Consider the following 25,911-nt stretch of genomic DNA (forward strand, 5'->3'; position numbering starts at 1 on the left):
CAGCGCCACCTCCACCGCGAACAGCGCGGGCTGCGTCCACCCCGTCTCGTCCAACCCCTCACCCGAGGCGATCACCTCCGCCACCGGCAGACCCAGCGCCTCCACCACCGCGTCGAACGCCGCCGCGAACACCGGGAACGCCCCGTACAACTCCCGCCCCATCCCCACCCGCTGACTCCCCTGACCGGAGAACAGGAAGGCCAGGCCGCCGGAGCCGGCGGTGCCGAGCACCACCTCGGGCCCGTCGAGGTCGAGCAGCGCCTCGGCGGTGCCGAGCACCACCGCGCGCTCCTCCAGGTGGGCGCGCGAGGCGGCCAGCGCCTGGGCGACCGCCTCGGCGTCACCACCGGCCGCCAGCGCGGCGATCTGCCCGGCTTGGGCGCGCAGCGCCTCCGCCGAGCGGGCCGAGACGACGAACGGCAGCACCGGCGGCACCACCGGCGCGCCAGACGCGAACGGCTCCTCGACCGGCGCCTGCTCGACGATCACGTGCGCGTTGGTGCCGGAGACGCCGAACGCCGACACGGCGGCCCGGCGCGGACGGCCGACCTCCGGCCACGGCTGCTCCTCGGTCAGCAGCCGCACCGCGCCCGACTCCCAGTCCACGTGCGGCGACGGGGCATCGACGTGCAGGGTGCGCGGCAGCACGCCGTGCTCGATCGCCAGTACCGACTTGATCACGCCCGCCACCCCGGCCGCGGCCTGGGTGTGGCCGATGTTCGACTTCACCGAGCCCAGCCAGAGCGGGTGTTCGCGCCCCTGGCCGTACGTGGCGAGCAGCGCCTGCGCCTCGATCGGGTCGCCGAGTGTCGTCCCGGTGCCGTGCGCCTCCACCGCGTCCACGTCCGCCGGGGCGAGCCCGGCCGCGGCCAGCGCCTGCCGGATCACCCGCTGCTGCGATGGGCCGCTCGGCGCGGTCAGCCCGTTGGACGCACCGTCCTGGTTGACGGCCGAGCCCCGCAGCACCGCCAGCACCCGGTGGCCGTGGCGCCGCGCGTCGGAGAGCCGCTCGACCAGCAGCAGACCCACGCCCTCCGCCCAGCCGGTGCCGTCCGCCGCCGCGGCGAACGCCTTGCACCGCCCGTCGGGCGACATCGCCCGCTGCCGGGAGAACTCCACGAAGGTGGTCGGCGTGGTCATCAGCAGCACGCCGCCGGCCACCGCCAGGTCCGACTCGCCGCTGCGCAGCGACTGCGCGGCCAGGTGCAGGGCGACCAGCGAGGACGAGCACGCCGTGTCCACCGTCACCGCCGGGCCCTCGAACCCGAAGGTGTACGAGATCCGGCCGGAGGCGACGCTGCCCGCGGTGCCGATGCCCAGGTACGCCTCCAGCTCCTCGGGGGCCTGCTGGATGCCGGCGCCGTAGTCGCGGCCGGAGATGCCGGCGAAGACGCCGGTCCGGCTGCCGCGCAGCGCGCCCGGGTCGATGCCCGCCCGCTCGAACAGCTGCCAGGTGGTCTCCAGCAGCAGGCGCTGCTGCGGGTCGACGGCGGGTGCCTCGCGCGGGGGGATGCCGAAGAACTCGGCGTCGAAGTCGCCAATGCCCGTCAGGAATCCGCCGTGCCGGGAGTACGAGGTACCGGGCCGGTCCGGGTCGGGGCTGTACAGGTTCTCCAGGTCCCAGCCGCGGTCGGCGGGGAACTCGGTGAGCGCGTCGACGCCGTCGCCGACCAGGCGCCACAGATCCTCGGGGGACTCGACGCCGCCGGGGTAGCGGCAGGCCATGCCGACGATCACCACCGGGTCGTCCTGGTGCGCGACCGCCGCGACCGGCCCGGCGGCGGCCGGCTCCTCGGCGCCCCACAGCTCCTCGGCCAGCCAGTCGGTCAGCGCGGCGGGGGTGGGGTGGTCGAAGACCACGGTGGCGGGCAGCCTGCGTCCGGTGGCGGCGCCGAGCCGGTTGCGGAACTCGACCGCGGTCAGCGAGTCGAAGCCCTGCTGGCGGAAGGCCCGGGCCGGGTCGATCGCCTCGGCGGAGCCGTGCCGCTGGACGGCGGCGGCCTGGGCCCGGACCACGCCGAGCAGGCTGCGCCGGCGCTCGGCGGCGGGCAGCGCGGCGAGCCGGCCGAGCAGGTCGGTGCCCGGCTGCTCGGCGGCGGCCGGCTCGGTGGGCGCGGTGCGGACCAGTTCGGCGACCAGCGGGTGCCGGCGGCCGCGGAACAGCGCCGACCAGTCGGCGTCGGCGACCACCAGGTGGCCCTCGCCGTGGTCGAGCGCCTGGCCGAGCACCTCGACCGCCCCGGCGGGCGGCAGCGAGACCAGGCCGTGCCGGAGCAGCTGCTCCTCGGCGCCGTCGGCGGCGATGCCGTCGCCCGCCCAGTGGCCCCAGGCGACGGCGGTGGCGGGCAGTCCGGCGGCCCGGCGCTCGGCGGCGAGCGCGTCCAGGTAGGCGTTGCCGGGCGCGTAGTTGCCCTGGCCGGGGATGCCGGCCACGCCCGCGAGCGAGGAGAACAGCACGAACGCGGAGAGCGCGCGGTCGGCGGTCAGCTCGTGCAGCAGCCGGGCGGCGCCGGCCTTGGCCCGCAGGGCGTCGTCGAGCTGCCGGGCGGTCAGGGTCGGGATCAGCCCGTCGTGCAGCGCGGCGGCGGTGTGCACCACGGCGGTGAGCGGCAGCTCGGCGGGGACCGCGTCGAGGACGGCGGTCAGCGCGGCCCGGTCGGCGACGTCGGCGGCGGCGAAGCTCACCCGGGCGCCGAGGGCGGCGAGTTCGGCCTCCAGGACGGCGGCGCCGGGCGCCTCGGCGCCCCGGCGGCTGACCAGCAGCAGGTGCTCGGCTCCGCGGGCGGCCAGCCAGCGGGCGACGTGCCCGCCGAGCGCGCCGGTACCGCCGGTGATCAGGGTGGTGCCGGTCGGCTGCCACGGCTCGGCGGCCTCGCCCGCCGGGGCGGCGGCGACCAGGCGGCGGGCGAACGCCCCGGCGGGGCGCAGCGCGAGTTCCACCTCGCGGTCGGCGGCGGTGTCGGCGATCAGCGCGGCGGCCTGCTGCCAGAGCCGCGCGTCGGGCGCGGCGGGCAGGTCGAGCAGGCCGCCGTGCAGGTCGGGCTGCTCGGCGGCGAGGATCGCGCCGAAGCCCCAGACCAGGGCCTGGGCGGGGTCGGTGACCGGGTCGGACGGGCCGGTGGAGACGGCGCCGGAGGTCAGGTACCAGACCGGGGCGGGTGCGCCGGTGTCGTCGAGCGCCTGGGCGAGGGCCACCGAGGCGGCGTGCGCCCAGGGCAGTGCCGGGTGCTCGGGGTGGGGGCCGTGGCGCAGGCCGAGCAGCGAGACCACGCCGGCGACCGGTCCGGCGGCGGCCAGGTCGGCGGCGAGCCGCTCCCGGTCGGGGCCGCCGACCAGGTGGGCGGTGCGGGCGCCGAGCGCGTCGAGGGCCCGGCCGAGCGCGGCGGTCCACGGGTGCGCGGCGTGTTCCTCGGCGGTGACCAGCAGCCACCTGCCGTCCAGGACGGGCGCGGCGGGCGCGGTGACGGGGCGCCAGGTCAGCCGGTGGCGCCAGCCGTCGGCGGCGGTGGCGGCCTGCCGGCGGTCCCACCAGGTGGCGAGGGCGGGCAGCACGGGGGCGAGCCGCTCGCCGTCCACACCGATCTCCTCGCCGAGCCGGCCGGCGTCGCGGCCGGCGACCAGGTCCCAGAAGCGGCCGTCGGGGGCGGGCGCGGAGGCGTCCAGGTGCTCGGGCGAGCGGCTGGCGTCGAGCCAGTACCGCTGCCGCTGGAACGGGTAGGTGGGCAGCTCGGCGGGGAGCGGGGCGGTGCCCGCGAAGGCGGGGGTCCAGTCCACGGCGACGCCGCGGACGTGGAGTTCGGCGACCGAGGTGAGCCAGCGGTGCCGGCCGCCGTGGTCGCGGCGGAGCGAGGCGCCGACCACCGGGTCGGCGACGCCGGCGGCGTCCAGGGTGTCCTCGATCGCGCCGGTGAGCACCGGGTGCGGGCTGACCTCGACGAACACGGTGTGCCCGGCGGCGGCCAGCGCCCGGGTGGCCTGCTCGAACCGGACGGTGCGGCGCAGGTTCTGGAACCAGTACGCGGCGTCCAGCCCGGCGGTGTCCTGCCATTCACCGGTGACGGTGGACAGCAGCGGCACCGTGCCGGTGCGCGGGCGGACCGGGGCCAGCAGCTCCAGCAGCTCCTCGCGCAGCGCGTCGGTCTGCACGGAGTGCGAGGCGTAGTCGATGTTGACCGGGCGGACCCGGACGCCCTCGGCGGTGTAGGCCTCGGTGAGCTCGGCGAGCGCCGCCAGGTCGCCGGAGACCACGGTGGACAGCGGGCCGTTCACCACGCCGATGGACAGCTTGCCCGGCCAGGCGGTGATCCGCTGCTCGACCTCGGCGAGCGGGCGGGCCACCGACACCATCCCGCCCTTCCCGGACAGGGTGGCGAGCGCCTGGGCGCGGCGGGCGACGATCCGGGCCGCGTCGGGGAGGGTCAGGCCGCCGGCGACGTACGCGGCGGCGACCTCGCCCTGGCTGTGGCCGACCACCGCGTCGGGGCGCACCCCGTACGCCTGCCAGAGCGCGGCGAGGGCCACCATGACGGCCCACAGGGTGGGCTGGACGACGTCGACCCGGTCCGGGTCGGGGCCGCCGGGGACGCCGCGGACCACGTCCAGCAGCGACCAGTCGGTGTGCGGGGCGAGGGCCTCGGCGCACTCCTCCAGCGCGGCGGCGAACACCGGTTCGGCGGCGAGCAGTTCGGCGGCCATGCCGGTCCACTGGGAGCCCTGCCCGGGGAAGACGAAGACCACCTTGCCGGGGCTGCCGGCGGTGCCGCGGACCACCTCGGGCCCGTCCGGGTCGCGCAGCGCCCGCGGGTCGCCGACGGCGACCGCCCGCTCCTCCAGGGCGGCCCGGCCGTGCACCAGGGTGTGCGCGGCGTCCAGCGGGTCGGTGTGCTCCAGGGCGGCGGCGATCCGCCCGGCCTGGGCGTGCAGCGCCTGCGCGGTGCGGGCCGAGACGACGTACGGCAGCACCGGCGGCACCGCGCCGCGCTCGGCGGGATCGGCCGCCGGGGCCTGCTCGACGATCACGTGCGCGTTGGTGCCGGAGACGCCGAACGCCGACACGGCGGCCCGGCGCGGACGGCCGACCTCCGGCCACGGCTGCTCCTCGGTCAGCAGCCGCACCGCGCCCGACTCCCAGTCCACGTGCGGCGACGGGGCGTCCACGTGCAGGGTGCGCGGCAGCACGCCGTGCCGGATGGCCAGCACCGACTTGATCACGCCCGCCACCCCGGCCGCGGCCTGGGTGTGGCCGATGTTCGACTTCACCGAGCCCAGCCAGAGCGGGTGTTCGCGCTTCTGCCCGTAGGTGGCGAGCAGCGCCTGCGCCTCGATCGGGTCGCCCAGCCGGGTGCCGGTGCCGTGCGCCTCGACCACGTCGACGTCCGCGGGGGCGAGCCCGGCGGAGGCCAGCGCCTGCCGGATCACGCGCTGCTGCGAGGTGCCGCTCGGGGCGGTCAGCTGGCTGCTGCGGCCGTCCTGGTTGACGGCCGAGCCGCGCAGCACGGCGAGCACCCGGTGGCCGTGGCGCCGGGCGTCGGAGAGCTTCTCCAGGACCAGCAGGCCGGCGCCCTCGCCCCAGCCGGTGCCGTCCGCGGCGGCGGCGAACGGCTTGCAGCGGCCGTCCGGGGCCAGGCCCCGCTGGCGGCTGAACTCGATGAACATGCCGGGCGCCGAGAGCACGGTCGCGCCGCCGGCGAGGGCCAGCGAGCACTCCCCGGCGCGCAGGGCGCGGGCGGCCAGGTGCAGGGCGACCAGCGAGGACGAGCAGGCGGTGTCCACGGTCACCGCCGGGCCCTCCAGGCCCAGGGTGTAGGCGATCCGGCCGGAGGCGACCGAGGTGGTGGTGCCGGTCAGCACGTAGCCGTCGGTCTGCTCGGCGGGCAGGTGGTGCATGCTCGGGCCGTACTCCTGCGCGATGACGCCCGCGAACACGCCGGTGCGGCTGCCGCGCAGCGCGTGCGGGTCGATCGCGGCGTCCTCCAGCGCCTCCCAGGCGGTCTCCAGCAGCAGGCGCTGCTGCGGCTCGGCGGCGAGCGCCTCGCGCGGCGAGACACCGAAGAAGCCGGCGTCGAACTCGCCCGCGTCGTACAGGAATCCGCCCTCGCGGGCGTAGCTGCGGCCGGGCCGGTCCGGGTCGGGGTCGTAGAGGTGGTCCAGGTCCCAACCGCGGTCGGTCGGGAACGGGCCGACCACGTCGCGCTCCTCGGCGACCAGCCGCCACAGCGCCTCGGGGGTGTCCGCGCCGCCGGGGAAGCGGCAGGCCATGCCGACGATGGCGATCGGCTCCTCGGGGCCGGTCCCGGCCGCCTTGGCCTCGGCCTCGGCGAGGCGTCGGCGGGTCTGGTGCAGCTCGGTCGCGACCTTGTTGAGGTAGTCGCGCAGCTTCTGCTCGTCCGTACTCATAATCTGCGGGCCTTCCTCAGGAGATGCCGAGCTCGTTGTCGATGAAGTCGAAGATGTCGTCGTTGCTGACCTCGCCGATCCGTACGGCCAGGTCGTCGTCGGTGTCCGCCGCGGGCCTCGGCGCACCGAGCGCGGCGAGCAGGGCGGTCAGTCGGGCGGCCGCGCCGGCGCGGGCGTCCGGGTCCTCCCGGAGGGCGTCCAGGGCCCGCTCCAGCCGGGCGAACTCCGCATCCGTGTCCGGGAGTTCCGGCTGCTCGGCCGGGGCCAGCCGCTCCCGCAGGTGGGCGGCGAGCGCCAGCGGGGTCGGGTGGTCGAAGACGGCGGTGGTGGGCAGCCGCAGACCGGTCGCCGCGTTGATCCGGTTGCGCAGCTCGATCACGCCCAGCGAGTCGAACTCCGCCTCCATGAAGCCGATCTCCGGCCGCACCGCGCCCGCGTCCGGGTGGCCGAGCACCGCGGCGGCGGTCGAGCGGACCAGTTCCAGCAGCTCCCGCTCCTGCTCGGCCGCCGGCTTTCCGGCCAGCCGGGCCACCAGGGCGGCTGCGCCGTCGCCGCCGGCCGCCCGCTGCGGGCGCCGCCGGGCCAGGCCGCGCAGCAGCGGCGACAGTCGGTCCGCGGGCACCGCCGCGGTGTCGATCCGCGCGGCGGCCAGCAGCGCGTACGGGGTGCCCGGCGTGCCGTCCGGGCCGCCCAGGGCGGCGTCGAACAGGGCCAGGCCGTACGCGTTGTCCATCGGCGCGAGGCCGGTGGCCGCCAGCCGCTCGGTCTCCGCGGCCCCGAGACCGGCCGCCATGCCGCCGGCCTCCGCCCAGTGGCCCCAGGCGAGCGACACCGCGGGCAGGCCGCGCACCCGGCGGTGCTGCGCCAGCGCGTCCAGCTGGGCGTTGGCGGCGGCGTAGTTGGCCTGGCCCGGGTTGCCGAGCAGGCCGACCGCGGAGGAGAACAGCACGAACGCCGCGAGGTCCAGGTGGGCGGTGGCCCGGTGCAGGTGCCAGGCGGCCTCCGCCTTGGGGCCCGCCACCCGGCGCAGCCGCTCGGGGGTGAGCGAGGTGAGCACCGTGTCGTCCAGGACGCCGGCGGTGTGCACCACCGCGGTCAGCGGGTGCCCGGCGGGCACCCCCGCGACCAGCGCCTCGACCGCCGCCGGGTCGGCCAGGTCCGCGGCGGTGACGGTGGTCTCCGCGCCGAGCGCCGCGAGGTCGGCGGCCAGCTCGGCCGCGCCCGGCGCGCCGATGCCCTGACGGCTCGCCAGCAGCAGGTGCCGGACGCCGTGGTGGGTGACCAGGCGTCGGGCGACCAGCCGGCCCAGTGCCCCCGTGCCGCCGGTCACCAGGACGGTGCCGCCGTCCGCGAGCGGCGCGGGCAGGGTGAGCGCCAGCTTGCCGGTGTGCCGGGCCTGGCTGAGCCGGCGGACCGCCTGCGGGGCGTGCCGCACGTCCTGCGCCAGCACCGGCAGCGGGGTCAGCGCGCCGGAGGCGAACAGCGGCGCCAGCTCGGCCAGGATCGCGGCGATCCGGTCCGGGTCCACGTCGAACAGGTCGAACGTCAGGTAGGCGGCGCCGTTGTGGTCCCGCGCGACGGTCTCCGGGTCGCGTTGGTCGGTCTTGCCCATCTCCACGAACCGCCCGCCCGGGGCCAGCAGCCGCAGCGAGGCGTCCGTGAACTCCCGGGCCAGCGCGTTCAGCACGACGTCCACGCCGCGCCCGCCGGTCGCCGTGCGGAACGCCGGCTCGAAGTCCAGCGTCCGGCTGGAGGCGATCTGTGCGTCGTCCAGGCCCTGCCCCCGGAGCGTGCCCCACTTGCCGGGGCTCGCCGTACCGAACACCGCCGAACCGCCGTGCCGGGCCAGCTGCACCGCCGCCTGACCGACACCGCCGGTCGCGGCGTGGACCAGCACGCTCTCCCCCGGCCGCAGGCCCGCCAGGTCGTACAGCCCGTGGTGCGCCGTCAGGAACGCCACCGGGACGGTCGCCGCCTGCGCGTCGCTCCACCCCTCCGGTACCCGGAACAGCAGCCGGTGGTCGGTCACCGCGACCGGCCCCAGGGTGCCCTGCACCAGACCGGCCACCCGGTCGCCGACCCGCAGGCGCTCCACGCCCGGACCGGTCTCCAGCACCGTGCCCGCCGCCTCCGCGCCGACCCTGGCCCCGCCCGGGTAGACCCCCAGCGCGATCAGGACGTCGCGGAAGTTCAGCCCGGCGGCGCGCACCGCGAGGCGCACCTCGCCCGCGGCCAGCGGACGGCGGGCCTCGGGGGCGGGCAGCGCGGCGAGGCTGTCCAGGCTGCCCGGGGTCTCGGTGTCCAGCCGCCAGGTGTCCCGGCCCGCCAGGTCGAGCAGGCCGTCGCGGTGGTCCCGGACCAGCCGCGGCACCAGCACCTCGCCGGCCCGCAGGGCCAGTTGGGGCTCGTCGGCCGCGAGGGCGGCGGGCAGCGCGGCCAGGGACTCCGGGGTGCCGTCCAGGTCCACCAGCACCAGCCGGCCCGGGTGCTCCGCCTGCGCGGTGCGCACCAGCCCCCACACCGCCCCGGCCGCGGGCTCCGGCACGTCCTCCCCGGCATGCGTGGCCACCGCGTGCTCGGTGGCCACCACCAGCGTCCCGCCGTCACCGGCCAGCCACTGCCGGACGACCCGCAGCGCCTCCTCGGCGTCCCGGACGAGTTCGAGCGAGGTGTCCCCCGGCAGCCCGGCACGCACCGACTCCAGCTCCCGAGCCCCTGCGGGCGCACCGCCCTGCGGCGGGATCGCGGCCACTGTTCCTGTCGTGGCCGCGGGGGTCGCCAGGGGCTGCCAGGTGAGGCGCAGGGCCGCGTCGGCCGCCCCGGCGGGGGTGGCGGCACGGAGGGTGAGGGCGGCGACGGTGGCGACGGGCGTGCCCGTGCTGTCGGCGGCGTCCAGGGTCACGGTGTCCTGCCCGGCCGGGGTGATCCGGACCCGCAGGGCGGTGGCACCTGCGCGATGGACCGTCACCTCGCGCCAGGTGAACGGCAGGACGGTCCGCTCGGCGTCCCGGACGACGGCGTGCAGGGCGGCGTCCAGCAGCGCGGGGTGCAGCGCGTACGCCTCGGCGTCGGCGGCCGGGGCGATCTCCGCGTACAGCTCCTCGCCGCGCCGCCAGGCGGCGGTCAGCCCCCGGAACACCGGCCCGTACCGGTATCCCCGCGCGGCGAGCTCCTCGTACAGGCCGTCCAGCTCGACCGGCTCCGCGCCGGCGGGCGGCCACGCGCCGTCCGCGGCCGGCCGCGCCGCACCACCGGGTGCCAGTACGCCCGTGGCGTGCCGCGTCCAGTCGGCGTCCTCGTGCTCGGCCTGGGAGCGGAGCTGGACCGGCCGGCGGCCGCTCCCGTCCTCCGCTCCGACGACGGCCTGCAGCCGGAGCCCGCCGTGTTCGGGCAGCACCAGCGGGGCCTCCAGGTCGAGGGTCTCGACCTGTCCGGCGCCGCTGCGCAGTGCGGCCTGGAGGGCGAGTTCGAGCAGCGCGGTGCCGGGGAGCAGCACCTGGCCCGCCACCGCGTGGTCGGCGAGCCAGGGGTGGGTGCGCAGCGCGATCCGTCCGGTGAGCAGCAGGCCCGCACCGTCGGGGAGTTCGGTGGCGGCGCCCAGCAGCGGGTGGCCGGTGGGGGCGAGGCCGCCGGCGTCCGCCGTACCGGCCGGCCGGCCGAGCCAGTGCCGCTGCCGCTGGAAGGGGTAGGTGGGCAGGTCGACGCCGGTCGGGGCGCCGGGGAGGGCGGCGTGCCAGTCGACCTCGACGCCGTGCACGTGGAGCCGGGCGAGGGCCTCGGTGACGGTGTCGCGTTCGGGCCGGTCGGCGCGCAGGACGGCGGCGAGCACGCGGGGTTCGTCGGTGTCGTCGAGGCTGTCCTCGGCGAGCGCGGTGAGCACGGGTCCGGGGCCGAGTTCCAGGTAGGCGCCGGTCCCGGCGGCCCGCAGGGCGCGGATCCCGTCGTGGAAGCGGACGGCCTCGCGGATGTGCCGCACCCAGTAGTCGGGGCTGCGAAGTTGCTCGGCGGTGGCGGGTTCGCCGGTGAGGTTGGAGATGACGGCGAGTCGGGGCTCGCGGTACTCCAGCCGCTCGGCGACGGCGCGGAAGTCGGCCAGGACGGCGTCCATGTGCGGCGAGTGGAAGGCCCGGCCGACCTGGAGCAGCTTGGTGCGGCGGCCGCGGGCCCGCCAGGCGTCGGCGATCCGCCGGACCTCGGCGCCGTCGCCGGAGAGCACGACGGAGGTCGGCCCGTTGACGGCGGCGAGCGAGACGGCTGGGCCGAGGTCGGCCGCGACCTCGGCCTCGGTGGCCTGGACGGCGGCCATCGCGCCGCCGGCGGGCAGGGCCTCCATCAGTCGGCCGCGGGCGGCGACCAGGGTGACGGCGTCGGGCAGGGAGAGGACGCCGGCCAGGTGGGCGGCGCTGAGTTCGCCGACCGAGTGGCCGATCAGGTGGTCGGGGCGCAGCCCGTACGACTCGGCGAGGCGGTGCAGGGCGACGTGCAGGGTGAACAGCGCGGGCTGGGTGTAGGCGGTGGTGTCGAGCAGGGCGGCGTTCTCGGTGCCGGGTCCGGCGAACAGGACCTCGGTGAGGGGGACGGCGAGTTCGGCGGCGAACAGGGCGGCGATCTCGTCCACGGCGGCGGTGAACACCGGTTCGGTGGCGTACAGTTCGCGGCCCGCGCCGGGTCGCTGGCTGCCCTGGCCGGAGTACAGGAAGGCCGTGCGCACGTTCCGGGCGGCGGTGGCGCGCAGCAGCCCGGCGGATTCGCGGCCGTCGGCCAGCGCCCGCAGGCCCTCGGCCGGGTCGCCGAGGACGGCCGCCCGGTGCTCGAAGTGCGTCCGGTCGGTGGCCAGCGCCCAGCCGAGGCCGGCCTGCCCGGCGAGCGGCAGCAGCCGCTCGGCCTGGGCCCGCAGGGCGGCCTCGCTGCGTCCCGACACCAGCAACGGCAGCCCGCCGTGGGCCGGTTCGGGCGCAGCGGGCTCGGCCGGCGGCTCCTCCAGGATCAGGTGGGCGTTGGTGCCGCTGATGCCGAAGGAGGAGACGGCGGCGCGGCGCGGGCGGCCGGTGGCGGGCCAGGGCGTGGTGCGCTCCAGCAGGCGGACGTCGCCGGCCGTCCAGTCGACGTGCGGGGAGGGCGCGTCCAGGTGCAGGGTGCCGGGCAGTTCGCCGTGGTGCAGGGCCTGGACCAGCTTGATCACGCCGGTGACGCCGGCGGCGGCCTGGGTGTGGCCGAGGTTGGACTTGGCGGAGCCGATCAGCAGCGGCCGCTCCCGTCCCCGGCCGTACGCGCCGATCAGGGCGCCCGCCTCGATCGGGTCGCCGAGGGCGGTGCCGGTGCCGTGGGCCTCGACGGCGTCCACGTCGCCGGGGGCGAGTCCGGCCTGGGCGAGGGCCTGGCGGATGACGCGTTCCTGGGCGGGGCCGTTGGGGGCGGTGAGGCCGTTGGAGGCGCCGTCCTGGTTGACGGCGGAGCCGCGGACCAGCGCGAGCACCCGGTGGCCGCGCCGCCGGGCGTCGGAGAGGCGTTCCAGCAGCACCAGGCCGACGCCCTCGGCCCAGGCGGTGCCGTCGGCCGCGGCCGCGAAGGGCTTGCAGCGGCCGTCGGGCGCGAGGCCCCGCTGGCGGCTGAACTCGGTGAACATGCCGGGCGTGGACATCACCGTGACGCCGCCGGCCAGGGCGAGGTCGCACTCGCCGGTGCGCAGCGCCTGGGCGGCGAGGTGGATCGCCACCAGCGAGGAGGAGCAGGCGGTGTCGACGGTGATCGCCGGGCCCTCCAGGCCCAGGGTGTAGGCCAGCCGGCCGGAGGCGACGGAGCCGAGGGTGCCGGTGAGGGCGTGGCCCTCGTAGCCGACCGGGGTCTCGTGCAGGCGCGGCCCGTACTCCTGCGGCATGGCGCCGACGAACACGCCGGTGCGGCTGCCGCGCAGGGTGGCGGGGACGATGCCGGCCCGCTCGGTGAGCTCCCACGCGGACTCCAGCAGCAGGCGCTGCTGCGGGTCCATCGCGGCGGACTCGCGCGGGGCGAGGCCGAAGAACGCGCCGTCGAAGCGGTCGGCGTCGGCCAGGAAGCCGCCCTGCCGGGTGTACGAGCTGCCGGGCCGTTCGCCGTCGGGGTCGTAGAGCGCGTCCAGGTCCCAGCCGCGGTTGTCGGGGAACGGGCCGATCGCGTCCCGGCCCTCGCGCAGCAGCTCCCACAGTTGCTCGGGGGTGTCGGCGCCGCCGGGCCAGCGGCCGCTGAGCGCGACCACGGCGATCGGGTCGTCGTCCGCCGCCCCGCCGGGGCCGTACGCGGGCGCGGCGGGCCCGGCGGACCCGGCGGCAGCAGCGGGTGCGGCCAGCCGGGCGGCGACGGCGCGCGGGGTGGGGTGGTCGAAGGTCAGGGTCGACGGCAGGGTGAGGCCGGTGGCGCCGGCCAGCCGGTCGCGGAACTCCACGGCGGCGACCGAGTCGAAGCCCAGGTCCTTGAAGCTGCGGTCGGGGTCGACGGCCTCCGGCCCGTCCTGCCCGCGCACCAGCGCCGCCGCGGACCGGACGGCGGCCAGCGCCGCCTCCTCGCTCCAGCCGTCGGCCGGCTCCGTCACCGGGGCCCGGACCGGCTCCGGGCCGACCGTCAGCGGCGCGGTCTCCCCGTCCAGCCACAGCCGGCGGCGCTGGAACGCGTACGTCGGCAGCGGCACCGGGCCGCCGCGCCCGCCGTACCGGGCCGTCCAGTCGACGGCACCGCCGCGCGCCCACAGCTCGGCGAGCGACGCCGCGAACTGCCCGGGCCCGCCGTGGTCGCGGCGCAGCGTGCCGGTGACGGCGGCCGCTCCGTCGGTGATCTGCGCCAGACCGACCGTCAGCACCGGGTGGGCGCTGGACTCGACGAAGCTGCGGTGCCCGTCGGCGAGGGCGGCCCGCACGGCGCGCTCCAGCTGCACGGTGCCGCGCAGGTTGCGGTACCAGTAGTCGGCGGTCAGCTCGGTGGTGTCCAGCAGGCCGCCGGTGACGGTGGAGTAGAACGCCAGGTCGGCGCGGCGGGGCCGGATGCGGGCGAGCAGGGCGGGCAGCGTGTCGCGCAGCGGCTCGACGTGCGGGGAGTGCGAGGCGTAGTCGACGGGCACCAGCCGGGCCCGGACGTCCTCCGCGCGGTACTCCTCGACCAGCCGCTCGACCGCCTCCCGGTCGCCGGAGACCACGGTGGCGGCCGGTCCGTTGACGGCGGCGACGCTGATCCCGCCCGGCCGGGCTGCGAGCCGCGCGGCGACCTCCTCGGCGGGGGCCGGGATCGCGGCCATCGCGCCCCGGCCCGAGGCGCCGAGCCCGGCGATGGCCTGCGAGCGCAGCGCGACCACGGCGGCCGCGTCCTCCAGGGTGAGCGCGCCGGCCACGTACGCCGCCGCGATCTCGCCCTGCGAGTGGCCGATCACCGCGTCCGGCCGGACGCCCTCCGCGCGCCACAGCGCGGCCAGCGCCACGTTCACGGCGAACAGCACGGGCTGCACCACGTCCACCCGGTCCAGCCCGGGCGCCCCGGGCTCGCCGCGCAGCACCGCACCCACCGACCAGTCGGTGTACGGGGCCAGCGCCCGCTCGACGGCGGCCAGCTCCTCGGCGAACGCCGGTGCGGTGTCCAGGAGTTCGCGGGCCATGCCGTCCCACTGGGAGCCCTGGCCGGGGAAGACCAGCACGGTCGGACCGCCGGTGTGCGCCCGGGCCTGGACCAGCCCGGCGGCCTGCCCGCCCCCGGCGAGCGCCGCCAGGCCCGCCAGCAGCTCCGTCCGGTCGGTGCCGGTGACGGCGGCACGGTGCTCGAAGGCGGTCCGGGTGGTGGCGAGCGCCCGCCCGAGCACGGCCGGGGCGAGGTCGCCCCGGGACTCGGCGAACTCCCGCAGCCGCGCCGCCTGTTCGCGCAGCGCGGCCGGGCTCCGGCCGGACACCGGCCACAACACCTGCGCACCCGCGCCCTCCGCGGTCGCGGCCTGCGTACCCGCAGGCTCTGCCGTGGCGTCCCCGCCCTGCGGACCCGCGGCGACCACGACATGGGCGTTGGTGCCGCCCACCCCGAACGAGCTCACGCCCGCGACCGGCGCCCCGCCGTCCCCGGGCCACGGCCCGGACTCGGTCCGCACCCGCAGGCCGAGCTCCCCGAACGGGATGTCCGGGTTGGGCGTGGCGAAGTTGAGGCTGGCCGGCAACCGGCCCCGGTGCACCGCGAGAACGGTCTTCAGCAGCCCGACGATGCCCGCCGCGCCCTCCAGGTGCCCGACGTTGGTCTTGGCCGAGCCGACCAGCAGCGGCGACCCCGCTGCCCGGCCGGCGCCGAGCGCGTCCCCGAGCGCGGCGGCCTCGATCGGGTCGCCGACCCTGGTCCCGGTGCCGTGCAGCTCCACGTACCCGACCCGCGCGGGCTCGACCCCGGCCCGGCGCAGCGCCCGGCGCACCACGTCCGCCTGGGCGGCGGCACTCGGCACGGTCAGCCCCTCGGTGGCACCGTCACTGTTGACCGCGCTGCCGAGCAGCACCGCGTACACCCGGTCGCCGTCCGCCAGCGCCCGCACCAGCGGCTTCAGCACCAGCACCACGCCGCCCTCGCCGCGGACGAAGCCGTTGGCGCGGGCGTCGAAGGTGAAGCTCCGGTCGTCCGGCGACAGCGCGCCGAACCGCTCCATGGCCAGCGCCGAGTCCGGCGCCAGGTTGAGGTGCACGCCCGCCGCCAGCGCGTACTCCGCCTCGCCGGACCGCAGCGCCTCCACCGCGAGGTGGACGGCGACCAGCGAGGACGACTGCGCGGAGTCCACCGTCAGGCTCGGCCCGCGCAGGTCCAGCGCGTACGACACCCGGTTGGCGATGACACCCCGGTTGAGGCCGGTCAGCGTGTGCCGGGTGGGCGAGCCGGTCCGGGCCGCCAGCGCGGCGTAGTCACCGCCGATCGCGCCGACGAACACCCCGGTCCGGCTGCCCGCCAGCCCGGCGGGCACCACCCCGGCGTCCTCCAGCGCCTCCCACGCCAGTTCGAGCACCAGGCGCTGCTGCGGGTCGGCGGCGGCCGCCTCGGCCGGGGTGATGCCGAAGAAGTCGGCGTCGAACCGGTCGACCTGCTCCAGATACCCGCCCGCCCGGACCGGCTCGCCCTCCGCGAACCGGCCCGCCGGAGGCGCCCCGACCGCGCTGCGGCCGGCGTCCAGCAACTGCCAGAACGCCTCCGGGTCCGCCGCGCCGGGCAGCCGGCACGCGGCGCCGATCACGGCCACCGCCTCCGGTGAGCCGGCGTCGAGCACGGACGGGTCGGGGAATTCCGCCATGGTGGGTTCCACTCCTGGGGCCGGTGTCGTCTTCCGTCCCGCAGCGTCCCCCGCCGACCCGACCCGCCGGGCCCCTACGCAACCCCTGTCGTACCCCTAGCCCCGAGGCCGAACGGCACCCCGACCCCGGTCCCGCCCGCCGACGCTGCCGCACCGCCGTCCGCGCCGCCGACCACCGCTGCCAGGTCCACCCGCCGGCGGACCCCCAACTTCCGGTACACCTTGGTCAGATGCTGCTCCACGGTGCTCACCGTGATGAACAGCCTGCGCGCGATGTCCCGGTTCGACAGCCCGCGGACCGCCAGCTCCACCACCCGCCGCTCGGCGTCCGACAGCCCCTCCGCGGGCGGCCCGACGGCCGGTTGCAAGGCTCCGGGATGCACGGGCACCGGGTGCGCGGCGGCCGGAGGGCCGAGCGTCGGAGCGGTGGGCGTCGGAGCGGTGGGCGTCTGCGGCTCGACGGCCGGATCGGCGACCGCCGCGTGCGCCACCGCGGCCTGCGTGAGCGCCGGGACCACCGACAGGGCCGGGCTGCGGCGCAGCCGACGGTCCGTCAGCCGGGCGCCGCCCGGGTCGCCGTCGGTCCGCTGCGCCTCGCTGAGCTCGGCCAGTGCCCCCGCCAGGTCCGCCTCCGCGCCCGCTTCCTCCAGCAGCTCCACCGCCTGCTCCAGCAGCGCGGTCCGCTCCGCCCGCTCCCCCGCCGCCGCCCGGATCCACAGCGCCTGCCCGCGCAGCCGCAGCGGACCCGCCTCGCCCAGCCTGGCCAGTTGCTGGTCCGCCAGGAACGCGGCCGCCTGCGGACGGCCCAGCGCGAGCTGCGCCCGGGCCGCGCCGAGCCGCCACGGCGCCATCGCGGGCAGGTGCTCCAGGCCCCAGCGGGCCATGGTGTCGCCGCACGCGCGGTACTCCCCCAGGGCCTCCTCGGCCCGTCCGACCGCCAGCAGGTGCCCGGCCCGGGCGTACCGCAGGTGCAGCCCGGCGGGCGTCCGCGCCATGCCGTCCGGTACGGCCAGCCCCAGGAAGCGCGCCGCGTCCTGGTGCAGGCCCAACGCCGTCCGGGCCGCCACCATCGTGGACAGCGGCAGGCCCACGGCCACGCCCCACGCGTCCGGCGTGACCTGCGCGAACGCCGCCCGCGCCGCCTCGTCGGCGGTCCGCAGGTCGCCCTGGCGCAGGGCCGCCTCCGCCCGCAGCGCGGAGTACAGCGCCTGCCACGGCGTGCCGCAGCGCAGCGTGCCGCGCTCCGACAGCACCCCGCACCAGTACGCCGCCCGGTCGGCCCGGTCCGCGTACAGCAGCACCGTCAGCGCCGCACTCAGCGCCTCCATCCCGGGCCCCTCCACCCGCTGACCCGGCCGGCCGTCCCGCAGCAGCGCCTCGGCCCGGACCACCGCCTCGCCGACCGCGACCGTCCCCGCGAGCAGCCCGGCCAGCAGCCGCATCCCGCCGGGTGCCTCGGCCTCACCGGCCGCGCGTGCCGGCAGCAGGGAGGGGTACCAGTACCCCAGCCAGGTCCGCAGTCCCGCGCTCGCGCCGGTGTTCCCCGCGCCCGCCTCGAACCGCTCCAGCGCGGCCACGCCGTCCTCCGCGCGACCCTGCCAGAACAGGTGCCGGATCTCCTTCAGCTCGTGGCGCAGCGCCCCCGCGCCGTCCCCGACCGTCCCGGGCAGCGACGGCACGCACCGGAACGCCACCGCATCCCCGTACGCCGCCCCCGCCCCGGGCACCACGGACGCGTACGCCGCCGACCCGGCCACCGGGGCGTCGGCCCCACGGCCCACCGACGGCCCGGCCGCGAACGCCGCAACGCCGCCGGAACCCACGCCGGCCGCGGACGTCCGAGCGCCGCCGGGCACCGCGACCGCCCCCTGCTCGGCGCTCGCCCCCACCCGGACGTCACCACCACCGTCGCCGGCGCCCGGACCGTCCACCGCCACCGCCACCGCCGGCCCAGCCACCTGCACCGCCGCGACGGCGGCCGCCGGCTCGCCCTCGGCCGCCGTGTCCGCGGACCACGGTGGCCGCCGGTAGCCCTCGGCCGCGCGGGCGTGGCCGGCCACGGTCCGGGGTTCGGCCCCGGCGGCGCTCAGCAGGCGGGCGGCCCGCTCGTGCAGGCTCGCCAGTTCCTCGGGCCGCATCGCGGCGAGCAGGTCCCCGGCCGCGCTGGCGTGCCGGAATCCGCCGTCCCGGAACAGTCCGGCCGCGTGCAGCAGGTACAGCGCCCGCGGCAGCGCCTCGGCGGGCAGCAGCAGCAGTTCGGCGAGCAGCGCGGGGCTCGCCGCGGCTCCCAGCACCGCGACGCCGCGGGCGTACCGCAGGGCCAGCGGGTCGATCCGGTGCAGGCAGTGCATCAGTCCGCGCCGGTAGCCCTCGCCGGCCACCAGGTCGGCCACCAGGTCGGCCGGTGTCCCGGCGCGTTCCTGATCGTCCATCAGCGCGTGGACCAGCAGCGGGTTCCCGCCGGTCAGTTCGTGCGCCGCGCGGCCCGTCCGGACGGCGGTCGCGGCCCCGAACCGCTCCCGGACGAGCTGGTCCACCAGCTCACGCGACAGCACGTCCAGCCTGACCTGCCGGTGGTGCGGCTGGCGGGCCAGCTCGACCTCGAAGAACGGGTTCGGCGGGGTCATCGTCTCGCGCGAGCTGAGGACGGTCAGCACCCCGCTGTTCCTCGTCCGGCGGACCAGGTACAGCAGGAACTCCAGCGACTGCGGGTCGGCGTCCTGCCGGTCGTCGACCGCGATCAGCACCGGACCGCGTGCGGCCAGCCCCCGCACCAGGCCGAACAGCCCTTCCAGCGTGGGCTGTCCGAGCCGGCCCTCCAGCCCCTCCGCGGATCCCGGCCCGGCCGTCCGGGCCCGCCGCGCGGCCTCCACCGCGCCCTGCGCGAGCAGGGTCTCCGCGGCGGCCTCCTCGGTCGGATCCAGCGGCGCGCTCTGCAGCAACTGCCGGGCCAGGCCCAGCGGGAAGTCCCGCTCCAGCGGGGATCCGGTGCCCATCAGGACGGTGGCGCCGCGCTCGGCCGCCACATCGCTGAAGCTGTACAGCAGTTCACTGCGGCCGCTGCCCACCGACCCGTGCAGGGCGACGACCGTGCCGACGCCGGCCTCGCACCGGTCCAGGGCCTGCGCCAGGTGCCGGTACTCGGCCTCCCGGCCGGCCGGCAGCGTTCTCGGAAGGGCGTGCGACGCACGCACGGGGGCGATGGACATCCGTACTCCTGAAGCAGGCCGCGAGGGAGCGCGGCCGCACGGCGCCCCCTACGCGGAAATCGCGAAGTTCATGGTCGGGTCCTCCTGTCGGCCCACCGGACGGCACGTCACGCGCCCCGGTCCTCGGCCGACCGTCCTCAACGACACAGCGAACTGGCACGCCTCAGCAGGTCGATGTCGAGCCTCGCCACCAACCGGAGCCCGACCGTGCGACGTCCGACCGCCCCCTGGGCCACGACCTTCTCCATCCCCGCCCCCGAGGGGCACACGACTGCGCTTGCGGCATGACGCCATGCCACCTGGCTTATCCCCGGGGCACCCCACCGCAGTGTGGGGGTTGCCGGTCAGTCGGCCGGGGCCGTGGGACTGACACTCTTCGCCGCGTTCGAGTCTAGGAAGCCGCTGGTCGGCCCGTCAATCCGATCCCGAGTCGCGGAACACCGCTCACTCGTCGAACCACACGACCAGGCGCACGTTGTCGTCACCGTGCTGCGCCGCGAGCGCCTCCATGGCCGTCCACACGGCCTGCCACTCCCCGGTCGCGGTGACGGCGTCCTTGCGGCGGAGGGTCACCGATCGGTAGAGCGTGTCCCCGACGAGCCACTCGCTCCCTTCGGGCCACTGCCGCTCCTCGCCCCTCGCCAGACCGACGGCCTCGGCGAACGCGGGACTCCAGGACGACTTGCCCGTCAGCCGGAGCCCGTGCGCGGTCCGGCGGTACTCGTGGAGCCGGCTGTCGGGCCGCTCCGCGGGCTCGTCCCAGTCGACCGCCTTCACCTCGGCCCAGCCGATCCAGGTGGTGCCGTGGAAGCCGTCCTCGCCGTACCACTCCGTCAGCTGCGCGAACCGCGCGGCCACGCCGGCCGAGGCGTCGACGGGCAGACCCCGGCCCGCGGCCAGGGGGCGGAAGTTCGCGTAGTTGCGAACCCCGAAGAGGCACCCGAACACGTCGTAGTCACGGTCCGGGAAAAGGGATTTCAGATCGTGTGCGGTGTTCCAGATCGACTCCTGATCGTCCTGCGGCGCCCGGTACTCCAGGTAGCCGCTGATATCCGTACCCATGCCGGACATCATGCCGAGCCGGTCAACTGCTTTCGCCCGCGCCGACCCGAACCGCCCCGCGGCGGGGACGGGCGACGAGCTCGCCGCCGCAGTTGGGGCAGATGTCCTGCATGGCCTCGCTGCAGGGCACGCAGAAGGTGCACTCGTACGTGCAGATCCGGGCCGGCGAGGTCTCGGTCAGCTCGGCGACCTCGCAGCGTTCGCAGCGGTCGCGCATCTCCAGGGCCATGACGGTCTCCGTTCCGGGTTCGAACATCCACCTCCATGATCGCCACCGCGGATCGCCGCCCGGAAGCACCACCCGTGACACCTTTCCGCAAGATCCCGCCACTCCGACCGGCGCGTTCACCGCCGGAGGAGCTCGCAGAAGCGGTCCAGCGCCCGGTCGGTGCGGTCACGGTCGCCGGTGTTCGCGAGGTCGAACAGCAGGCCCCGGACGACGGCCATGACCAGAGTCGGCGTGGCGGTGTCGTCGGGGCCCGTGGTGACGCCGCGCAGTGCGGCACCGAGGGTGCCGAACCAGCCGGTGATCGCCTCGGCCCGGTCCGGGTAGTTCTCGGGGTGGACGAGGCCGTCGGCGTGCACCTCGAAGAACAGCCGGACGAACGGGGCGCGCTCCGGTGCGCTGATCCAGGCCCAGATGCCGCGCAGGTGCTCCTCCGGGGTGGCCGCCTCCACCGGCAGGCAGTCGGCCATCCGGTTCGCGCCGCGGCGGCGGGCCTCGGCGAGGACGGCGGCGACCAGCTCCTGTTTGCTGCCGAAGTCGTAGAGCAGCATCCGCGGGCTGGTGTCGAGCGCGGCAGCGAGCGGCCGCAGGCTCAGCCCGGCGAGGCCGTGCGCGAGGACGTAGTCGGTGGCACGCGCCAGCGTCGCCTCGCGCCGCGCGGGATCAGGGGGTCGCCCCACGGTCGGTCGTCCCTCCTGTCGGGCGCATCTGACACTGCATCAGTATATGGTACGACTGTTTCACTAACGGGGAGGGAGACAGTCATGCACGCACCCGAGAGGGCACCTGACCGGGCACTCGTCCTGGGCGCCGGAGGTCTCGTCGGCACGGCCTGGACCGCCGGGCTGGCCCGCGGACTGCGCGACCGGGGAGTGGATCTCGCCGAGGCCGACCTGTTCGTCGGCACCTCGGCCGGCGCGATCGTCGCCGCGCTGCTGGCCACCGGCCAGGACCCCGCCCGGCTCGCCACCCCGGCACGCCCCGCCGGGTCCGCCGCCACCCCTCCCCGGGTGGACGGGCGCCGGCTGGGCGAGGTCTTCGCCGAACTCGGCAACGCCGCCGCCGACCCGGACGGCGCCCGACGCCGGGTCGGCCGGATCGCCCTCGCCGCCGACACCGGCCCCGAGCAGGCCCACGTCACCCGGATGCACGCCATGGTCGGCGCCGACACCTGGCCGGACCGGCCGCTGCTCGTCCCGGCGACGGACGCCGAGACCGGCGAGCAGGTGGTCCTCGACCGTACGAGCGGCGCTCCGCTCGCCTCTGCCGTGGCAGCCGGCACGGCCTTCCCCGGCCTCTACCCGCCGATCACCGTCGACGGCCGCCGCTACCTGGACGGCGCCCTGCACTCCACCACCAACGCCCGCCTCGCGGCCGGAGCCCGCACGCTCGTCGTCGTCGACCCGCAGGCGCACCTGTTCCCCCGCACGCTGCTCGACCGCGAACTCGCCGTCGCCGCAGCGCACACCGCGGTGACCGTCGAGCCCGATCCGGCCTCCCTGCGCGCCTTCGGCCCCGACCTCAACGACCGGACGGCCTGGGAACCCGCCTACCACGCGGGCCTCCACCAGGCCGCCGATGCCGCCGAGCAGCTCCGTGCCGCCTGGTGCGAGCCCTGACCGTGTCCGCTCCCGCCGTTAGCCTGGCGGGATGGAGAGCAGCGAGACGATCGCCGGGGTCGAGGTCCTGCCGTTCGCGGACGAGCAGGCGTTCACGGAGTGGCTGAGCGGCCATCACACCCGCACCGAGGGCGTGTGGTTGAAGCTGGCGAAGAAGGGCAGCGGGATCCCGTCGCTGACCAGTGACCAGGCGGTCGACGTGGGCCTGTGCTTCGGCTGGATCTCGGGTCAGCGGCGCGGGCTGGACGAGCGGTACTACCTGCAGAAGTACGTGCCGCGGCGGCCGGGCAGTCTGTGGTCGCAGGTCAACGTCGAGAAGGTGGCGGTGCTCACCGCGGAGGGCCGGATGCGCGAGCCGGGCCTCGCCGAGGTCCGCCGCGCGCAGGCGGACGGGCGTTGGGAGCGCGCGTACGAGTCGCAGCGCACCGCGACCGTGCCCGAGGACCTCGCCGCCGCGCTGGCGGCCGATCCGGACGCGGACCGCGCGTTCCGGGCGCTCGACCGCACCGGCCGCTACCTGGCGGTCCTGCCGCTGCTCCAGGCGCCGACGGACCTGGTCCGGCGGGCCCGTCTGGAGCGTACGGTCTCCCGCCTCGCCGACGAGGGCCGCACCGGCGCGTAGCCCCGGGCGCCCGTCAGTCCAGCAGGTCCTCCGGTGTGGCGCGGGCGACCCGGGCGAGGGTGTCGAGTGCCTGGGTCAGGACGGGCAGCGGCGGCGAGGCGAGGCCGACCCGGACCGCGGACGGCGTGGAGCGGGTGTCGACGGCGAAGGCGGCGCCGGGGGTGACGGCGATGCCGTGGCGCGCGGCGGCGGCGACGAAGGTCTCGGCGCGCCAGGCCGCCGGCAGCTCCCACCAGAGGTAGTACGAGCAGGGGTCGGCGCGCAGTGTCTGGCCGGCCAGGCAGTGGCGGGCCAGGAGTTGACGTTCCGTGGCGTCGGTGCGCTTGGCCGCCTCGACCGCGCTGACCGTGCCGTCGGCGATCCAGCGGACGGCCGCTTCCAGGGCGAATCCGCTGGGCGCCGATCCGCCGGAGCGCAGGGCGGCGCCGACGGCGGCCCGGTGCGCGGCGGGTACGACGGCGAAGCCGGTGGTGAGGCCGGGGGCGAGGCGTTTGGAGAGGCTGTCGACGAGGACGGTCCGTTCCGGTGCGAGCGCGGCCAGCGGCGGGCTGTCGGGGCGCAGGTAGGACCAGATCGCGTCCTCGACCACGGGCAGGTCGAGGCGGCGCAGTGCGGCGGCCAGGGCCTCCCGCCGCTCGGGGTCGAGGGTGGCGCCGAGCGGGTTCTGGATCCGCGGCTGCAGGTAGAGGGCGTGCAGCGGGGTGGTCCGGTGGACGGCCGCGAGGGCGTCGGGGAGCAGGCCGTCCTCGTCGGTGGGCAGCGGGACGAGCGTGATGCCGAGGCGTTGCGCGACCGCCTTGACCACGGGGTACGTGAGCGCTTCGACGCCCAGGCGCCGGCCGGGCGGAACGAGTGCGGACAGGGCCGCGGCGACGGTCTGGCGGCCGTTGGCGGCGAACAGCACCTCGTCGGCGGTCGCGCTCCACTGCGACCCGAACCCCGCACGGCCGGTGCCCGAGGCGAGGGCCGCGAACGCCTCCCGGGCGGCGGCCGTGCCGGCCGCGCCGACCGGGCGGAGGGCGGCGTCCAGCGCGTCGGCCCGCAGCATGGGGCCCAGCGCGGCGGCGAGCAGCGCGGACTGCTCGGGGACGACCGGGTAGTTGAGTTCGAGGTCCACGGGCGCGGCGGCCGGTTCGGCGAGGGCCACCGGTGCGCCGGGCCGGCCGCCGCCCGCCCGGACGAAGGTGCCGCGCCCGACCTCGCCGACCACCAGCCCGCGCCGGACCAGTTCGCGGTAGACGCGGCCGGCGGTGGATCCGGCGATGCGGCGCCGGCGGGCGTAGGCGCGCTGCGTGGGCAGCTGTTCGCCGGGGCGCAGGCGTCCGTCGGCGATGGAGGCGGCGATCTCGTCCGCGATCGCGCGGTAGTCGTCCATCAGCACATTCCTCCCGATTGCACCGAGCGCAAAGTCATCATTGCACCGAGTACGCACCGGCGCCTAGCCTCGGCGCATGGACGCTCTCACCTCCGCCGTCGACGCGCAGGCCGTACTCGGGATCGCCGCCGTGGCGACGGGCATGGTGCTCACGCCCGGGCCGAACATGATCTACCTGGTCTCCCGCTCCATCACTCAGGGACGCCGGGCCGGGCTGCTGTCGCTGACCGGCGTCGCCGCCGGCTTCCTGGTCTACCTCGCCGCCGTCACCGCGGGCATCACGGCGGTCTTCGCGCTCGTCCCGCTCCTCTACACCGCGGTGAAGCTGGCCGGCGCGGGCTACCTGCTCTGGCTGGCCTGGCAGGCCGTCAGGCCGGGCGGCACCGCGGTCTTCGCCCCGCAGCAGCTGCCGCAGGACCCGCCGCGCCGCCTGGTCGCCATGGGGTTCCTGACCTGCCTGCTCAACCCGAAGATCGCCATCATGTACGTCTCGCTGCTGCCGCAGTTCGTCCGCCCGGAGCGCGGGCACGTCGCGGAGCAGGGCCTCGTCCTCGGCCTGACGCAGATCGCCATCGCCGTCACCGTGAACGGCCTGATCGCGATGAGCGCGGGCACCATCGCCGGCTTCCTCGCCCGCCGCCCCACCTGGCTCCGCGTCCAGCGCTACGCGATGGGCACCGTCCTCGCGGGCATCGCCCTCCGCATCGCCACCGACCGCGCCAAGGCCGTCGCCGCCTGACAGGAGACGCCGCCGTCCTCCTGCGGAGGTCTGTCGCCCTTGACCCGGAGTCAGGTCGACCGACTCAGGTCGGTAGCGTGACGTGGTTCGTGGTGTGGCGGATCGGGGGTGTCGCGGTGGCCGCGGAGGTTGTCGTCAGGACGGGGCTCACGTACGGGGCCGCTGGCAAGCTCATGGACGTCTACCGACCTGCGGGTGCGTCGGAGCCGGTGCCCGCGGTGCTGCTCTGGCACGGCCGGGGCCCCGACGAACGGGACGTCCTCGCCCCGGTCGCCCGCGCCGCGGCGGGGCTGGGGGTCGTCGTCCTGGTGCCGGACTGGCGTCCCGACGCCCCGGACGGAGGGCGAACCCACCTACGGGAGTCGGCCGACTTCGTACGGCGGAACGCAGCCGATTTCGGGGGCGATCCCCGGCGGATCGTGCTCGCCGGTTGGTCGTTGGGCGGCAAGGCCGCGGTGGGTGTCGCCCTGAATCCCGCCGCATTCCTCGACTGGAGGCCGCAGGCCGTCGTGGGAATCGCCGGCGGGTACGGATCGGCAGCGCCGACCACCGGCACCGTGCCGATCGACGACCTCCGTCTGGGCGGCAGCCCGGTGCCGCCGGTACCGGTGTGGCTGGTGCACGGCACTGCCGATCCGGTGGTGGACGTCGAGCGTTCGCGCGAGTTGCGAACGGCTCTCGAGGGTCAGGGCCGGCCGGTGTCCCTGATCGAGGTCGCGACCGATCACGCCGGCGTCATCATGACCGAGTTCGTCGCCGAGCACGGCCGCTGCCTGCCCAGCACCGCCGATCACGCCGTGGAGGCGGGGTCGCGGACCGCCGACCTGCTCGCCCGTGCCGCCGGAATCACCGCGCAGCGCTTGCCGGTCGAGGCTGGTGCGGAGTGCCTGCGCTCCAGGTGACCGCGGGTGGGCGGACGGCCGCGCAGAGGGGGTGTCCCCGGCCGTCGGTGAGGCCGAGGCGGGCGATCAGCAGTCCGCACGCCTCTGCCGCTTCGAGGGTCTGCCGGTCGACGGCGTCGAGCATCAGCTTGGCGCGGCGGAACATCGTGAAGGTGCCGGCGGCGTCGACGGCGCCCCAGGAGAGGTAGACGAACCGGGCGTGCGGGCCGCCCTGGAGGTGGGGGCCGCGCAGGTCGAGGCCCTGCGGGGTACGGACGGGCGTGCAGTGGAGCGTCCAGCCGGCGCTCGGGGCGTCACCGGGGTGCAGGCCGAGCAGCTCGTCCGGACGGCCGCGGCGCTGGACGGCGACGTGGATGCCGGTCGCGCCGGGGAAGCCGGGGCCGGGTTCGCAGCTGCTGCCGGGCAGGTCGGTCGCGTCGATCCGCAGGTCCATGCGGCCATCGTGCCGCACTCGGACCGTGCCGCCCCCACCACAACACCGGCGGCGGGG

General features: G+C 77.0%; 12 protein-coding genes and 1 riboswitch. Of the genes, 4 read left to right on the forward strand and 8 right to left on the reverse strand.

Translation table 11 applies throughout. The features are described 5' to 3' along the window. The 6 genes from ACGFX4_RS10370 to ACGFX4_RS10395 all read right to left on the reverse strand — a co-directional run. Positions 1-6,399 (reverse strand): type I polyketide synthase (locus tag ACGFX4_RS10370; protein WP_393071973.1); only part of this gene is annotated, 6,399 nt, incomplete at its 3' end. Between the two features lie 13 nt (positions 6,400-6,412). Beyond that, positions 6,413-15,667: a type I polyketide synthase gene (locus tag ACGFX4_RS10375; RefSeq protein WP_393071632.1), complete on the reverse strand. Its 9,255-nt coding sequence runs from the start codon at positions 15,665-15,667 to the stop codon at positions 6,413-6,415. A 74-nt stretch (positions 15,668-15,741) separates the two neighbouring features. Beyond that, the gene (locus ACGFX4_RS10380; protein ID WP_393071634.1) at positions 15,742-18,876 is read right to left on the reverse strand and encodes an AAA family ATPase; all 3,135 of its coding nucleotides are present in this window, start codon (positions 18,874-18,876) and stop codon (positions 15,742-15,744) included. Positions 18,877-19,144: 268 nt separating this feature from the next. Next, positions 19,145-19,257, reverse strand: a riboswitch (SAM riboswitch). 63 nt (positions 19,258-19,320) lie between these two features. Further along, positions 19,321-19,938: a hypothetical protein gene (locus tag ACGFX4_RS10385; RefSeq protein ID WP_393071636.1), complete on the reverse strand. Its 618-nt coding sequence runs from the start codon at positions 19,936-19,938 to the stop codon at positions 19,321-19,323. A gap of 22 nt (positions 19,939-19,960) precedes the next feature. Further along, on the reverse strand, positions 19,961-20,167 hold the full coding sequence (locus ACGFX4_RS10390) for a DUF1272 domain-containing protein (RefSeq protein ID WP_393071975.1): 207 nt from the start codon (positions 20,165-20,167) through the stop codon (positions 19,961-19,963). A 116-nt stretch (positions 20,168-20,283) separates the two neighbouring features. Then, entirely contained in the window at positions 20,284-20,844 is a 561-nt protein-coding gene (locus tag ACGFX4_RS10395; RefSeq protein ID WP_393071638.1) for a TetR/AcrR family transcriptional regulator, read from the reverse strand. Between the two features lie 84 nt (positions 20,845-20,928). Between ACGFX4_RS10395 and ACGFX4_RS10400 the strand changes: the two genes are divergently transcribed. Beyond that, entirely contained in the window at positions 20,929-21,783 is an 855-nt protein-coding gene (locus tag ACGFX4_RS10400) for a patatin-like phospholipase family protein (protein WP_393071640.1), read from the forward strand. A gap of 31 nt (positions 21,784-21,814) precedes the next feature. Next, complete coding sequence (locus tag ACGFX4_RS10405; protein ID WP_393071642.1) at positions 21,815-22,405, forward strand: YdeI family protein; 591 nt, start codon at positions 21,815-21,817, stop codon at positions 22,403-22,405. Between the two features lie 13 nt (positions 22,406-22,418). Here the strand turns inward: ACGFX4_RS10405 and ACGFX4_RS10410 are convergent, their stop codons facing one another. Then, on the reverse strand, positions 22,419-23,780 hold the full coding sequence (locus ACGFX4_RS10410; RefSeq protein WP_393071644.1) for a PLP-dependent aminotransferase family protein: 1,362 nt from the start codon (positions 23,778-23,780) through the stop codon (positions 22,419-22,421). Positions 23,781-23,856: 76 nt separating this feature from the next. On the opposite strand from ACGFX4_RS10410, the gene ACGFX4_RS10415 reads away from it, so the two are divergent. Both ACGFX4_RS10415 and ACGFX4_RS10420 read left to right on the forward strand, forming a co-directional pair. Next, positions 23,857-24,519: a LysE family translocator gene (locus ACGFX4_RS10415; RefSeq protein WP_393071646.1), complete on the forward strand. Its 663-nt coding sequence runs from the start codon at positions 23,857-23,859 to the stop codon at positions 24,517-24,519. An 89-nt stretch (positions 24,520-24,608) separates the two neighbouring features. Continuing rightward, complete coding sequence (locus tag ACGFX4_RS10420) at positions 24,609-25,421, forward strand: alpha/beta hydrolase (protein ID WP_393071648.1); 813 nt, start codon at positions 24,609-24,611, stop codon at positions 25,419-25,421. Here the strand turns inward: ACGFX4_RS10420 and ACGFX4_RS10425 are convergent. Continuing rightward, positions 25,366-25,854 (reverse strand): DUF5990 family protein, encoded by a 489-nt coding sequence (locus ACGFX4_RS10425; RefSeq protein WP_393071650.1) that lies wholly within the window; start codon positions 25,852-25,854, stop codon positions 25,366-25,368. The genes ACGFX4_RS10420 and ACGFX4_RS10425 overlap by 56 nt on opposite strands. Positions 25,855-25,911 lie beyond the last annotated feature (57 nt).

It is taken from the genome of Kitasatospora sp. NPDC048365, assembly GCF_043200835.1.
GTDB lineage: Bacteria > Actinomycetota > Actinomycetes > Streptomycetales > Streptomycetaceae > Kitasatospora > Kitasatospora terrestris.